Consider the following 13,877-nt stretch of genomic DNA (forward strand, 5'->3'; position numbering starts at 1 on the left):
TCCTTATTTGTCTGTCAGGTGACGAACGACCTTAGCCAGCTCTTCAGGATCTTTATCGTCAAGTGTTTTTACTAGTTTCGGCGGATTCAATGGTGTAAACTCTTGAGTCTGTGACTGGTCCTCTGGTGTTTGTTTCAATAAATCGTTTAATTCCTCACTTTGATCCGGTGTCGTAAGGTCGAGGCTGGCACCTTTATCCTGTTCCTTAAGCGCGTCCGTTAGGTCTCTGACATCAGGCTGCGGCTCCTGTTCCTTGAGAAAGGTAATAACCCAGTTTGCCGCAAATGCGAGCAAGAACCACACCACAAAAGCGATCAAGCCGCGGATGAAGCTCGTCATAAACAAGTTATTTCCAGCCGATACCGCATAGGTTATCAAAAAACCGATAAATCCGAATAGAAGATAATATCCCATTTTTCGTGACATGGCTACAATTCCTTTATACCCATTTGTACACTGCGTATGAATAAAATACCCGTTTCGCAATCCAATTCAATCGTTCTTCCGTAATTACCGCCCGTATCCTCCGCAACCAGCGGAATACCGAGTTCGCTCAACATCGCTTTGCACGACTCTGCATTTCTCGGACCGATCCTCATGGAATCCCCTTTGCCTGCAAAAGTAAACATCTGGGAACCTCCCGCCATTTTGGCGATCAGACGGCTTTTCATTACTCCAAGCTCCGACAGCCTGCGCACAAGCTCAGGCAGTGCAGTATCTGCATACTTGGCCAGATTGAGCGCCCCTTCTCTCGCAATTTCCGAGGAAGGAAGCATGACATGAGCAAGACCGGCTACCTTAAGCATCGGATCAAACAACGTGACCCCGACACATGACCCTAGCCCTGTGGTGCGGATTAACCCCTGTCCGCGAATCACGTTCAAGTCCGCCATTCCCACTTTAACAATGTGCTGCTCATCAATCATGATGGGTTGGAACTCCCAGAGCGGCAAATATTTTATCGAAGGACTCGGGGTCTGGAATCAGGAAAAACTGTCCTTCAACTTCATGCTGGCCTTCAATAAAAGTTGTATCGATCAATAGGGCGGAGTCGCCCATTTCTCCGAACTGCAGCAGTCCGTAGCTCAAAATCGCACCGGCCATATCCAGCGCAAGCGCCGGAACTGTCGGAGTCATGGCTAACGAAGTGAAATCGGCCAACGAGGAAATATACGATCCCGCCAAAATGTTTCCGATTTCCGAAAGCGCGGACCATTCCATCTCCGAGAAGTTCTCCTCGCTCTCCACTTCGATTCCGGCGAGGCGGTGAAGCAGCTTCTTCGCCGCCTCGGGGCTCAAAATGAAGAACAGGTTACTCGGCGTGTCTCCCTCCACGCGGAAGAAGATCGCCAGCACAATTTGCTCCCCGCCGCCCACTCGCTCCGCAATCGCCTCAAACGGCAGCATCTGGACTTTGGGAACCGCCATGTCGATCGGCTTGTCAAGCAACTTGGACAAAGCGGTCGCCGCATTTCCGGCACCGATATTGCCGACTTCTTTCAGAACATCCATCTTGAATTCCGCAAAGTCCTTAAACAGATCCACCGCTTATCCCTCTAAACTTTCCAACTGGATAATTTCATTGCGATTCAAAACTTCGGACAGATTCAGCATCACCAGAAGACGCTCATCGGACAAGCGGGCCACGCCTTGCAAATATTTGGCTTTTACGCCGCCGACTACATCAGGCGGCGTGTCGATCGATTCCGAATCCAAATCGATGACATCGTTGGCCGAATCCACAATGAAACCGACTTCCATCTCATTAGCCGCGACGATAATAATCCGGCTCTGGTCGGTATACTCGGCCTCCGGCAGACCAAACCGGCCCCGCAAATCGATCACGGGAATAACAACACCGCGCAGGTTGATGACGCCTTTTACAAACGAGAAAGTTTTCGGCACACGCGTAATCGGCATCATCCGCTCGATCGTTTGGACTTTGTCCACTTCGATGCCATACTCCTCATGGCCCAGTTTAAATACGATAACTTTTAATTCCTCTCCCACGGAAATCCCTCCTTTAATGATCCCGTCCGGAGCATGATCCTCCGGCGGGGGTGAAAAGCAAGCGGCATTATTTAATGAATGAGTTCGGATCGATGATTAAGGCAACTTGCCCGTCTCCCAGTATCGTAGCGCCAGCTACGCCCTGAATGGCAGGAAGATACTTTCCAAGGTTTTTAATGACGATTTCGTTTTGCCCAATGAAATCCTCCACCGTCAAAGCCGCAAGGCGCTCCCCTTTGCGAATGACGACGATTTCCGTTTCTTCCTCGGCGCTTTCGTCAAAGTCGGTGACATCAAACAGCTGCGCCAATGACAATAGCGGAATATGAGCATCCCGATAAGGAACCATCGTATAGCCATGAACCTTCCGGATTTGCTCACGTTTAATCAACCCGGTTTCCACGATGGACGACAAAGGAATCGCATATTTTTCCGAGCCGACCTTGATCAGCATCGCCGATATGATCGATAAGGTCAGCGGAAGCTGTACCGAAAACTTCGTGCCTTGGCCCAGGGTGGATTGTACCGAAACAACCCCGCTCAAAGATTCGATTTTCGTTTTGACGACATCCAGGCCCACGCCGCGGCCGGAGATGTCGGAAATCACTTCCGCCGTACTGAACCCGGGCGCGAACAACAGCATGTACACCTGTTCATCGCTCAGGGCTCCGGCTTCGGCTTCCGTAACGACGCCATTTTTGAGCGCCTTCGCCAATATTTTGTCGCGGTTTATGCCGTGCCCGTCGTCTTCAATTTCGATGAACACGTGGTTTCCACTGTGGAACGCACGCAGGTTCACCGTTCCGGTTTCCGGCTTCCCGGCGGAAATCCGTTCGGCCGTCGGCTCCACCCCATGGTCGACGGCATTTCGCAGCAGGTGAACGAGCGGATCGCCGATCTCGTCGATGACCGTGCGGTCCAGTTCCGTCTCCGCGCCGGTAATAATCAGATCGATTTTTTTATCGAGCGATTTGGCCAAGTCGCGCACCATCCGCGGGAAACGGTTGAATACCGTATCGATCGGAACCATCCGCAGCTTAAGTACGATATTTTGCAAATCGCTGCCAACCCGGCTCATATGCTCCACCGTCTCGGTTAAATCGGCGCGCTTCACTTCATTCGCCAGCTGTTCCATGCGCGACCGATCGATCAGCAGCTCGCTGAGGAGATTCATCAGTACGTCGAGCCGATCGATATCGACGCGGATGGTTCGCGACGGCGCGGCTGCCGTTCCGGAAGGCTTGGAGCTGACCTTGCCCGACTCCGCTTTCGCGGGCTTCGCCGGCTCTGCCTTCGCTGCCGGTTCTTTCGCGGCAGGTTCAACCACCGCGGATGCCGCAGCGGTTTCTTGGGCTCCCGAGTTCAGCTGGCCCAGTGTCTCATGATCCAGAACGACCGCTTGGGCCGACTCGATTTCCGACAGGTTCATGATCATACTTTGCAGTTCGCCAGCTTCCTTCTGGGTTATGTAGTAGAGGGAAAAACTGCGGTCGAATTGTTCCTGCTCGATTTCCTGAACGGACGGATGCGATTTAACGACTTCCCCGTACCGCTCCAGGAGATCGAAAACGAGGTATGCTCTGGCCGCTTTCAATTGGCAATCTTCTCGAATGGCCACTTCGAGGTACATCACCTTGTGACCTTCGGCAATGGATTGCTCCAGAACGGAGTACTGATATTCATCCAGTTGAATCGCCTTGCCGGTTTCCCCGGAAGCAACCGATGAATGGTCCGAACCCGCTCCCGGACTGCCGCCTCCCGCTGCCATATCTCCGCGTACGATCGCCTGAAGATTCGCCACGATCGAGCTGACGTCAGCTTTTCCCTCGCCGCCCTGCGTAATGTCCTGCACCATGGACTGCAGAGCATCCAAACTTTGAAACAGGGTATCGAAAATAAAATCCTGCATCTTCAGCTTTTCGTTCCGCACCAAGTCCAGCACATTCTCCATCTGGTGCGTCAGGGAGGAAAGATCCTCAAAACCCATGGTTGCAGCCATCCCTTTGAGGGTATGGGCCGAGCGGAAAATAACCTGAACGATGCTCAAATCCTCGGGGTTGTTTTCCAGCTCGAGCATATTTTCGTTTAGTGACTGTAAGTGATCATTGGACTCATCGATAAACATGGATAAATATTGGTTCATGTCCATGGTGAGGCACCTCCTTCAAGAGATTCCGTTTATTTCACATCTTGTGCAAGCTTGGAGCCTATCTCGTGCAGCGGGAGAATCCGGCTGACGCAGCCAAGTTCGATGGCCGACCTCGGCATGCCGTATACGACGCAGGTTTCTTCGCTTTCGGCAATCGTCGAGGAAACGCCGGAATCATACAATAATTTCATACTTCTCGCTCCATCGCTCCCCATGCCGGTTAGAAGAACAATATGCCGTTTCAACGAAGTCAAAGGCAGTAACGATTCGTACAAAACATCAACGGACGGCCTGTGCCCATTGCGCAGCTCCTGCTTCGATAACGATACCTTGTAGCTTCCTTTCGCGCCGGAAACGACATGGAGATGAAATCCCCCGGGCGCGATATAGGCGGTTCCGGCCTGCAACGCCATGCCCTCCTCGGCCTCCACCACGGTCAGAGCGCTCAGGCTGTGTAGACGCTGAGCCAATGATTTGGTGAAATTCGGCGGCATATGCTGTACGATCACGACCGGTGCCGGGAAATCGGCGGGCAGCTTCTCCAACACCGCCTTCAACGCTTTGGGTCCGCCCGTCGAAGTTCCGATCGCCACCAGATCGGTAAACGCCATATTCCGCTCCCGAACGGGCGCAGATGGCGGTTTCGCAACTACATCACCCCGCTCTTTGCCGGGCTTGGACTTCGCAGATGGCTGTCCACCTCCGATCGGCCGCTTCTCCTCCGGCATTAAAGCAGGCTTCGGCCGATCCGGCGCGCCGCGAAGATCGGGCGCCTTCGGCACCGCTCGCTTCGTTGCTTCCTTCGGGGCCTCTGCAGCCGCTACCTGGTCCAAGCCAGAAGCCCATCCTGGCGGCCCCGCCGAAGGTTTCGGCAGAACGGGAGCGTTTTTGCGGCCTCGGGTTTTGTCCTCCGTAGGCGGCTGAAGCTCCAACCCTTTGGGCTTCAACGTCTTCTCCCTGGCCAGCTTGCGTTCTTTGGCCGCCATAGCCGCCCGCATTTGCTCCCGCAGGTCCCGCCCGACCTTCTCGATATCATGCGAACTCGTCGTCGCGGAAGGCTTGCGGATAAAGTCGAAAGCTCCGAGTTCAAGAGCCAAAATCGTTTCCCGCATCCCCTGTTCATTAATCCCGGACAACATGATCACAGGAAGCGGATGTTCCTTCATAACCCGTTGCAAAGCCTCCAGCCCGTTCATCTCAGGCATTTCGACATCCATCGTCACCAGATCCGGAGAGACCGAACCGATCATTTCGATGGCCTCCCGTCCGTTCGTGGCCGTTCCACTAACTTGAAAATCCGGATCCTGTTCGATTAAATCGGATATGATTTTTCGCATAAACGCCGAATCGTCAACCACCATTACCCGATAAGGCATATTCCGTTCCACTCCTGTCCTTCATGCAGAATCATTTTGCTCGCCTTAACCATTTGTGCATAAATCCTTTGATTCCTGACAAAGTTTCATTAGACCTTTCTCGTGGAACATCCATATACTTCATGGCCAACCTCTTGATATCCCTAGAGGCGGCGCAGCCGGGAAAAGCGGCCGAAAACGGAACCTGCTTCTTCACCGCCTGCATAACGTGGGAATCATCGCTCAAGTACCCCAATGTCGGGATATCCAGATTCAAAAACTGCTTGGCGACCAAGGAGATTTTGTCCGCAACCTGCTTAGCTTCACCCTCGCCGCTTACCCGGTTGATCACGAGCCGGAACCCCACCTCGGGATCGATCCCGTGAACTACTTTGATCAATGCGTATGCATCGGTGATCGACGTAGGTTCTGGGGTTGTGACGATAAAACAGTCATCGGCCGAGGTAATAAATTTCAACGTCTCTTTGGAAAGGCCGGCTCCGGTATCGAAAATGATAAAATCCATTTCATCGGAAATATGTTCGATCTGTGATGTAAAATAATCAAGATCGCTCTCCGACAAGCTGAACAAATCCGCCATCCCCGAACCGCCGGCGATGAAAGGAACAGCCTGAGTTCCCAATTCGATGATCTCCGAAATGTCCCTCTCGCCTTTCAGCAAGTGATACAAGCTGTATCTGGGACGAACCCCCATCAATACGTCGATATTCGCCATTCCGATATCCGCATCGAAGATGAGTACTTTGCGTCCCAGCGATTTCAAAGCCAAAGCAAAATTGAGGGAGAAATTCGACTTCCCGACCCCGCCCTTTCCGCTCGTAACCGTGATGATGCGGGCCGGCGTTTTGATTCTGCCCTGATCGGCAAGCTTCTCACGCAATGAAACCAGATTTCTAAGCGACTGGGCCTGATCATTCATGAGGGATTGTCTCCCAAGATCAGATTGAGGAGCAGATCCTGGTTAGCGGACAACAAATCATCAGGCACGTTTTGTCCATTGGCGATATATGAAACCTTCAGCGGATATTCCTCCAGCAAATTGTACATGGGTCCCACGCTCTCGGTCTCGTCCAATTTGGTAAAAATCACTTTATCCAGCCCATAGCGGCTGAAATGTTCGGTAATTTTTTTCATATCCTGCGTCTTGGAGGTCAAGCTCAAAACGAGGTAAGTTTCGCTTTTCTCATGAGGGCTGAGCAGACTGTGAAGCTCAGCGACATGAATCTCGTTGAGATAGTTTCTTCCGGCGGTATCCATGAGAATCAGGTCACAGTAAGAGAGGCGCTGCATCGCTCTCTGCACGTCCCCCGGCGACTGAACAACCTCGAGCGGTACGTTCAAAATCGAGGAGTAGGTTCGCAATTGTTCAATCGCCGAAATCCGGTACGTATCCGCCGTAATAAAGCCCACCTTCTTTTGAGCTCTGAAAATTTGATCTGCGGCAAGCTTGGCGATTGTCGTCGTTTTGCCGACTCCCGTGGGACCGGCGATGTAAACAATGTTTGTCTCGTCCCGAATGCCTTCTCCGACGCGTTCGGCGAGGAAGCCTGCAGCCGCTTCCCGGACTTTAAGCGACAGGGATTCCGGCGTCGCCGTTTTGCCCGAATCGATCCATTCCTGGTAGGCGGCGTCGATCCAGCTGTCGATCAACTCCGGTGAAATTTCATGGGCTGCAAGCCTCTGCTTGAGCTCCGGCAAAGGTTCCGGCAGCTCGCGGTGTTCATGCTGCTGTCTTGCCAGTTGGCCGATCCAGGATTTCATCTCCCGCAGTTCTTCCAAAACCATTTCTTCCTTCACGCCTGTCGCCGGCTTCGCCATCAACGGCGGCGAAACCGGCGGGCTCTCCAACTCCCGTCCGGCCTGCCGAATCGCCTCATCCCAGCGGCTGGCGGCCGTCTGCTCTTCCGCTTCCCGGATGTCCGCCGTAAGCGAAGGATCAGGCAAAGGTGAGGGAATCGTCTCGGGCGCAGGCGCCTTCACGGCGGCCGGCCTCTCCGGAACTTCTCTCCGCGCCGGTGGCGCTGGAGGGGTTGCCGTTTCTTCCGGGATCACGACCGGTGCGGAATTCAAAGCTTCTGCGGATTTGCGATACGCCTCCGGCACCGCTTGTCTTACGACCGGAGCTGCAGGCGGGCGCGTCGGCCGCGGCTGGGGCTTAGGCGGGGCGGCCCCATTGTCTTCGCCTTCCGAGGCCGCAATGACCTCGATTTTCTTCTTCCCGAACATGCCCAGAAACCCGCCGATCTTCAAATCCTTCGTACTTAAAATTACGGCATCGGCTCCCAGCTCTGTGCGTATTTTAGCCATTGCGTCAGGCATCGTGTCGACGATATAACGCTTCACTCTCATAAGTTCACCACTCCGACACTTTGAATTTCAACATTCGGCTCAAGCTCACTATACGACAGCACCGGGATATCTTGCATGCTTCTTTCAATAATTTGACGCAAATACATCCGGATGGTCGGTGATGTCAAGACGATAGGCTGTTGACCGGATTGCAAAAGACGGTTGATCTGATCGGAAAGCTTCTGAAACAAGGTTTGGGTAGAAACCGGATCCAATGCCAGAAAGCTGCCCTGTTCGGTCTGTTGGACACTTTCCGCGATTTTCTTCTCCAGCGTAGGGCCAACCGTAATCACGCGCATCGTTTCCCCTTGCTGGGTATACTGCTGCGTGATTTGCCGGGACAACGCCTGCCGCACATATTCCGTAAGAACATCCGGGTCTTTCGTATACGCCCCGTAATCGGCCAGCGTTTCGAAAATCGTCACCAGATCGCGAATCGAAATTTTCTCGCGCAGCAGTTTGGCCAGCACCTTCTGAACATCCCCGATCGAAAGTACCGAAGGAATCAATTCATCGACAAGCACGGCATAATTCTCGCGGAGATTGTCGACCAATGCCTTCGTTTCTTGACGACCGAGCAGCTCATGAGCATGCTTCTTGATCAGTTCCGTCAAATGCGTCGCAACCACCGACGGCGGATCCACGACCGTGTAGCCGGATAATTCGGCTCTGTCCTTCGTAGATTCATCGATCCAGAGGGCCGGAAGACCGAAGGCGGGTTCCTGGGTCTCAATACCCGTTATCGTGTCATCATCCATCCCTGGACTCATCGCCAAATAGTGATTAAGTAATAATTCACCGCCGCCGACAAGATTTCCTTTAATTTTTATCACGTATTCATTAGGTTTTAGTTGAATATTATCCCGAATACGAATCACCGGGACAACAAGGCCCAATTCGAGCGCGCATTGCCGGCGGATCATGATGATCCGGTCGAGCAAATCCCCGCCCTGCCCCGTATCCGCGAGCGGAATCAAACCGTAGCCGAACTCGAATTCGATCGGATCGACCTGGAGCAAGTTGATGACACTTTCCGGGCTGCGCACCTCTTCGATTTGCTGCTCCTCCTCCTGGATTTCCTGCTGGATCGCCTTGAGGTTCATGTTCTTTTGCATCCGTCTACCGGCAAAAACCAGCAATCCGGCAAAAGGAAGGGTGGTCCATGGTCCGATTGGGGTAAAAAGTCCCAGCAAGGTTAGCGTACCAGCCACAACATAGATCAGTTTCGGATAGGTGAACAGCTGTCCCGTGATGTCTTCCGCCAGGTTCCCCTCGGAGGAAGCCCGCGTCACGATCAGACCTGCGGCGGTTGAAATCAGCAAAGCCGGAATCTGGCTAACCAGACCGTCACCGATCGTCAGGATCGAATAAGTGGAGAGCGCTTCGTTAAACGGCATGCCATGAATGGACATCCCGATAATAAAACCGCCGATCAGATTGATAAGCAATATAATGATACTGGCGATCGCATCGCCCTTGACGAATTTACTCGCCCCGTCCATCGCACCGTAGAAATCGGCCTCGCGTTCGATTTTGCTCCGACGTTCACGGGCCTGCTGTTCATTGATCAGCCCCGCATTCAGGTCGGCGTCGATACTCATCTGCTTCCCTGGCATCGCATCGAGGGTGAAGCGCGCCGCCACTTCGGCCACGCGCTCCGAGCCCTTGGTTATGACGATGAATTGAACAACCACGAGGATCAGAAACACGATAAATCCGACGACGGGTTGCCCTTGGGAAACCCATGAACCGAACGTCGCCACGACGTCACCGGCCTCGGCATGTCCCAAAATAAGTTTGGTCGTCGACACATTCAGCGCCAGCCGGAACAACGTGGTGATTAACAGCATCGCCGGAAAGATGGAGAACTGCAGCGCCTCCCTGGTATTCATGGCGACGAGCAAAATCATGAGAGCAATCGATATATTAATAATTAGAAGAATATCCAAAAGCAACGGCGGGATCGGGACGATCATAAGTAGAACAATACCGATAATGCCGACTAGGATGAATAGATCTTTATACTTCTTCACCGGTTCTTCCTCCGATCCCGAGCTTATTTCACTTTGCCTTGCAATTTATATACATACGCAAGCACTTCGGCTACAGCCTGGAACAAATCCCCCGGGATCATATCCCCGATCTCGGCTCTCTGGAACAACGCCCGTGCCAGCGGTTTGTTTTCAATCGTCACAACGCCATGCTCCTTGGCGATCTCCTTAATTCGAAGGGCGACGAAATCCTGCCCCTTGGCGATGACCTGAGGAGCTTCCATTTGCGATCCGTCGTATTTTAATGCAACGGCAAAATGCGTCGGGTTGGTGATGATGACATCCGCCTTCGGCACCTCTTGCATCATGCGCTGGAGGGCCATCCGGCGCTGCCTTTCCCTGATTTTCCCCTTGATCAGCGGGTCGCCTTCCATTTTTTTATACTCGTCCTTGATGTCCTGCTTGGACATCTTCAAACTTTTCTCATGCTCGTATCGTTGATACATATAATCGAGCACCGCCAGGACGAACAGTGCCGCGGCGATTTTAAGCCCCAAACTCATCGTAATTTTCGCTGTGAAATGAAATGCTTCCTCCACCGGGACCTTACCGATCGCAGCGATACTGCTCCTGGCTCCCCAAATGGTGGAATAAACCAGATAGCCGATAATCACCAGCTTTAGAACCGATTTCAGAAACTCAACAAGCGCATGCATGGAAAAGATCTTTTTAAACCCCTGGATGGGGCTCAGCTTGCTGAATTTCATCTTGAGCGGTTCCCCGGTGAGCAAAAAGCCGACTTGCGCATAATTGGCGATGACGCCCATAACGACGACGACCAAAAAGACCGGGGCGAGCAGCAACAAAATTTGCATCCCGTAATCCCCGAGCATCACCATGACGTTCTCTTGCGTCACATCGGTCGTAAGTCTATGATAAAAAACATCGCTGAACAGAGCGACGAGCCGCTCCTTGATATAAGCGCCGAAGGCCATAAGGCACATAAATGTAGCCAGCAGAATGAGCGCACCGGAAACATCCTGACTCTTGGCCACCTGACCTTTTTTTCTCGCATCCTGACGTTTTTTGGGTGTCGCTTTCTCCGTCTTCTCTCCGGCAAACATCTGCAAATCGAGGCTGTACCGATAGATCATCAGCGACTCCCCTCCTTACGTCGGTCGATCTCCAAGCGTACCGAACAGATTATGTAGCGCCTTAAACATCACTTCAAACAGATTCTCGAAGGCAACGATAAATCCCGGAACCAACAGCAGCAGTACGACCAAACCCACAATGATTTTTACGGGAATCCCGATCACAAATACGTTGAACTGCGGAGCTGTCCGGGCCAGGAAACCGAGCGCAACGTCGGTTAAAAACAAGGCTACGACCAACGGCGCGGACATCTGGAAGGCCAGCATAAACGACTGGCTAAAGGTACGCACCAAAAACTCGGATACACTGCCGTGGTATAATCTCTGGAATGCTTCATTCGATAGCGGAATCCAGTTGTAGCTGCGGATCACCGCGTCCAGCAAATAATGATGTCCGTTAATCGTCAGAAACAGCAATGTGGCAATCAGATATTTAAAGTTGCCGATTACCGGGGCTGACGCGCCGGTCATCGGGTCAATCACGTTGGCGATGCCGAATCCGATCTGGATGTCGATAAACGACCCGGCCGTCTGAATGACGGAAAAGATCAGATAAGCAACATAGCCCATCAATAAACCGATCAAGACCTCGCGAAAAACGAGCAGAAGATATCCCAGATCATTGGGGATGGCCTGGTTCGTTCCCTGAATCGTCACGATCAGCAAAGAGATGATTCCCGCGATCCCCACTTTAAAGTTCATGGGTACGCCGCGCGATGAAAATATGGGTGCAACTACAAAAAAGGCTGTCATTCGACAAAAAATTAGCAAAAAGACGGAAATTCCGTGTAAAATGATCTCCATGTTCACCGAAGCCTAACCGATATAATTAGATAGATTGTTCAGAATACCATAGGTGAAATCGACCAGCGTCGTTAATATCCATGGTCCGAACATCAGCAGGGCCAACAGCACGGCGACAATTTTCGGAACGAACGCGAGCGTTTGCTCTTGAATCTGGGTCGTGGCTTGAAAGATACTGATAATTAAACCGACGACCAGACCGATCACCAACATCGGAGCGCTAACCTTTAAAACGGTATAAACGGCTTGTCCGGCCAAACCGATAATAAACTCCGAACTCATAACCGTTTTCCCCCTCTATGAAATAGTAAATCCATCATATGCGCATAGCCACAGCTTTCAACCCTAGTCTCGCTAAGGATTGAAGCTGACCAGCAGAGACTTCACAATCAGATACCATCCATCAACCAAGACGAACAACAAAATTTTGAACGGCAATGAGATCATAACCGGCGGAAGCATCATCATCCCCATCGCCATGAGCACACTTGAGACCACGATATCTATAATTAGAAAAGGTATAAATATCATGAACCCCATCTGGAATGCGGTCTTCAGCTCACTGATGGCGAACGCGGGAACCAGGACCGAAATCGGAATTTCCTCGTAGCTGCTCGGCTTCTCGGTTTTGGTATAACTCATAAATAATTGCAGATCCTTCGGCCGCGTGTGTGAATACATGAACTTTTTCATAGGAACAGCCGCTTTATTTAAAGCTTCCGTCTGGGTGATTTCCCCTTTAATGTAAGGCTGTAACGCTACCTCATTAATCGTTGACAGCGTTGGACTCATGACAAACAGCGTCAGGAACAGCGCCAGGCCGACCAGAACCTGATTGGGCGGCGAAGTCTGCGTTCCCAGCGAGCTGCGGACAAATCCGAGCACGATCACAATTCGCGTAAAGCTGGTCATCAGAACCAGAATCGCCGGCGCTACGCTTAACACCGTAATAAGCAATATGAGCGATAGCGAGCTGGTGCCGCCCTCTGTTCCCGTATTCCCCCCGATTTGTATCCCGATTTCGGGAATAGGATCGACGGGAGCCGCGGAGGCGATGGTTACTGTCAAAACGCTCCACAACGTAAAAAGTAATGTCGCAATTAGAACTTTGTTCTTCATGAATCCCTCAACCGATCTGTAGATTCTTCTTCCTGGTCCTTCAGCAGTTCCTCCATCTGACGTTTGCGGCTAGGCATTTTTTGCAACTGGGAATGAAACATTTCATGAAACGATGTCCCTTCGAGTTCCTCCGCTTCCTGCGGAGGCGCTTTGCGGAATCGGGAGACGAGGCCAGACAGAACCGAAGTCACTCCGGCAAACTCCGTCCCCTCCTCTTCAAAAGCCTGCTGCAAAGCCGCCAGTTCTTCCGGATCGGTAATCTTGTCAAGCAAGGTGATATCTTCACCCACGCCGACAAGATACACGCTGCTGCCGATTTCGATCACCTGGAGCGACTTGTTCGGACCGAGACCGACAGCTCCCATCGTACGGATCGAACGGCTTTGGGAGAATAACCGGTTTCTCTTCCCCAAAAAACGGATTAAGACTACGATCAAAACAATGATTATCGCCAGTACGACAATGACATTAATCAAATTCCCCCAAAGGTTGACATCCCTACTAAATCCCGGCGGAACGTCAGTTTGCGATAGAAACATCGGTTTCGCCTACAATCCGAGCGTTTTGTTGATCGCTTCGATAACCCGGTCGGATTGGAACGGCTTGACAATAAAGTCCTTCGCCCCCGCCTGAATGGCATCGATAACCATGGCCTGTTGCCCCATCGCGGAGCACATGATGACCTTCGCATTCGGTTCCAGCTTCTTGATCTCTTTCAACGCCGCGATGCCATCCATCTCCGGCATGGTAATGTCCATCGTAATCAAATCCGGACGCAATTCCTTGAATTTCTCCACCGCCTGCGCGCCGTCTTGTGCTTCACCGACAACCTCAAATCCGTTTTTCGTCAAAATATCCCGGATCATCATTCTCATAAATGCTGCGTCGTCTACGATAAGAATTCGGTTTGCCATTGATTTAAAAT

General features: G+C 52.0%; 15 protein-coding genes. All 15 read right to left on the bottom strand.

The window, feature by feature from the left end:
- Nucleotides 1-3 precede the first annotated feature (3 nt).
- The 15 genes from V4U84_RS01185 to V4U84_RS01255 all read right to left on the bottom strand — a co-directional run bounded on the left by V4U84_RS01185 (nucleotide 4) and on the right by V4U84_RS01255 (nucleotide 13,866).
- The gene (locus V4U84_RS01185; protein ID WP_334072962.1) at nucleotides 4-426 is read right to left on the bottom strand and encodes a DUF3784 domain-containing protein; all 423 of its coding nucleotides are present in this window, start codon (nucleotides 424-426) and stop codon (nucleotides 4-6) included.
- A gap of 2 nt (nucleotides 427-428) precedes the next feature.
- Nucleotides 429-926: a chemotaxis protein CheD gene (locus tag V4U84_RS01190; RefSeq protein WP_334072963.1), complete on the bottom strand. Its 498-nt coding sequence runs from the start codon at nucleotides 924-926 to the stop codon at nucleotides 429-431.
- Complete coding sequence (locus V4U84_RS01195; RefSeq protein WP_416367203.1) at nucleotides 919-1,512, bottom strand: chemotaxis protein CheC; 594 nt, start codon at nucleotides 1,510-1,512, stop codon at nucleotides 919-921. The genes V4U84_RS01190 and V4U84_RS01195 overlap by 8 nt, the downstream gene beginning before the upstream one ends.
- Nucleotides 1,513-1,548: 36 nt before the next feature.
- Nucleotides 1,549-2,010 carry a chemotaxis protein CheW gene (locus V4U84_RS01200; RefSeq protein WP_334072965.1) on the bottom strand — a complete coding sequence of 154 codons (462 nt, stop codon included), beginning with the start codon at nucleotides 2,008-2,010 and terminating at the stop codon, nucleotides 1,549-1,551.
- Between the two features lie 67 nt (nucleotides 2,011-2,077).
- Entirely contained in the window at nucleotides 2,078-4,159 is a 2,082-nt protein-coding gene (locus V4U84_RS01205; RefSeq protein ID WP_334072966.1) for a chemotaxis protein CheA, read from the bottom strand.
- Between the two features lie 29 nt (nucleotides 4,160-4,188).
- Nucleotides 4,189-5,535 (bottom strand): protein-glutamate methylesterase/protein-glutamine glutaminase, encoded by a 1,347-nt coding sequence (locus tag V4U84_RS01210; RefSeq protein ID WP_334072967.1) that lies wholly within the window; start codon nucleotides 5,533-5,535, stop codon nucleotides 4,189-4,191.
- A 31-nt stretch (nucleotides 5,536-5,566) separates the two neighbouring features.
- Nucleotides 5,567-6,454, bottom strand: coding sequence for a MinD/ParA family protein (locus tag V4U84_RS01215; RefSeq protein WP_334072968.1), 888 nt, complete (start codon nucleotides 6,452-6,454; stop codon nucleotides 5,567-5,569).
- Nucleotides 6,451-7,884 carry a flagellar biosynthesis protein FlhF gene (flhF, locus tag V4U84_RS01220; RefSeq protein ID WP_334072969.1) on the bottom strand — a complete coding sequence of 478 codons (1,434 nt, stop codon included), beginning with the start codon at nucleotides 7,882-7,884 and terminating at the stop codon, nucleotides 6,451-6,453. Before flhF ends, V4U84_RS01215 begins: the two co-directional genes overlap by 4 nt.
- Nucleotides 7,881-9,917, bottom strand: a complete 2,037-nt coding sequence (flhA, locus tag V4U84_RS01225; protein ID WP_334072970.1) for a flagellar biosynthesis protein FlhA — start codon at nucleotides 9,915-9,917, stop codon at nucleotides 7,881-7,883. The genes flhF and flhA overlap by 4 nt, the downstream gene beginning before the upstream one ends.
- A gap of 23 nt (nucleotides 9,918-9,940) precedes the next feature.
- On the bottom strand, nucleotides 9,941-11,029 hold the full coding sequence (flhB, locus tag V4U84_RS01230; RefSeq protein WP_334072971.1) for a flagellar biosynthesis protein FlhB: 1,089 nt from the start codon (nucleotides 11,027-11,029) through the stop codon (nucleotides 9,941-9,943).
- Nucleotides 11,030-11,044: 15 nt separating this feature from the next.
- On the bottom strand, nucleotides 11,045-11,833 hold the full coding sequence (fliR, locus tag V4U84_RS01235) for a flagellar biosynthetic protein FliR (RefSeq protein WP_334072972.1): 789 nt from the start codon (nucleotides 11,831-11,833) through the stop codon (nucleotides 11,045-11,047).
- Nucleotides 11,834-11,845: 12 nt separating this feature from the next.
- On the bottom strand, nucleotides 11,846-12,115 hold the full coding sequence (gene fliQ / locus V4U84_RS01240) for a flagellar biosynthesis protein FliQ (RefSeq protein WP_148449828.1): 270 nt from the start codon (nucleotides 12,113-12,115) through the stop codon (nucleotides 11,846-11,848).
- Nucleotides 12,116-12,187: 72 nt separating this feature from the next.
- Nucleotides 12,188-12,952 carry a flagellar type III secretion system pore protein FliP gene (gene fliP, locus V4U84_RS01245; RefSeq protein WP_334072973.1) on the bottom strand — a complete coding sequence of 255 codons (765 nt, stop codon included), beginning with the start codon at nucleotides 12,950-12,952 and terminating at the stop codon, nucleotides 12,188-12,190.
- Nucleotides 12,949-13,491 carry a flagellar biosynthetic protein FliO gene (locus tag V4U84_RS01250; protein ID WP_334072974.1) on the bottom strand — a complete coding sequence of 181 codons (543 nt, stop codon included), beginning with the start codon at nucleotides 13,489-13,491 and terminating at the stop codon, nucleotides 12,949-12,951. The genes fliP and V4U84_RS01250 overlap by 4 nt, the downstream gene beginning before the upstream one ends.
- A 9-nt stretch (nucleotides 13,492-13,500) precedes the next feature.
- The gene (locus V4U84_RS01255; RefSeq protein WP_148449831.1) at nucleotides 13,501-13,866 is read right to left on the bottom strand and encodes a response regulator; all 366 of its coding nucleotides are present in this window, start codon (nucleotides 13,864-13,866) and stop codon (nucleotides 13,501-13,503) included.
- Between the last annotated feature and the right edge of the window lie 11 nt (nucleotides 13,867-13,877).

Source organism: Paenibacillus sanfengchensis (genome assembly GCF_036864765.1).
Taxonomy (GTDB): domain Bacteria; phylum Bacillota; class Bacilli; order Paenibacillales; family Paenibacillaceae; genus Fontibacillus; species Fontibacillus sanfengchensis.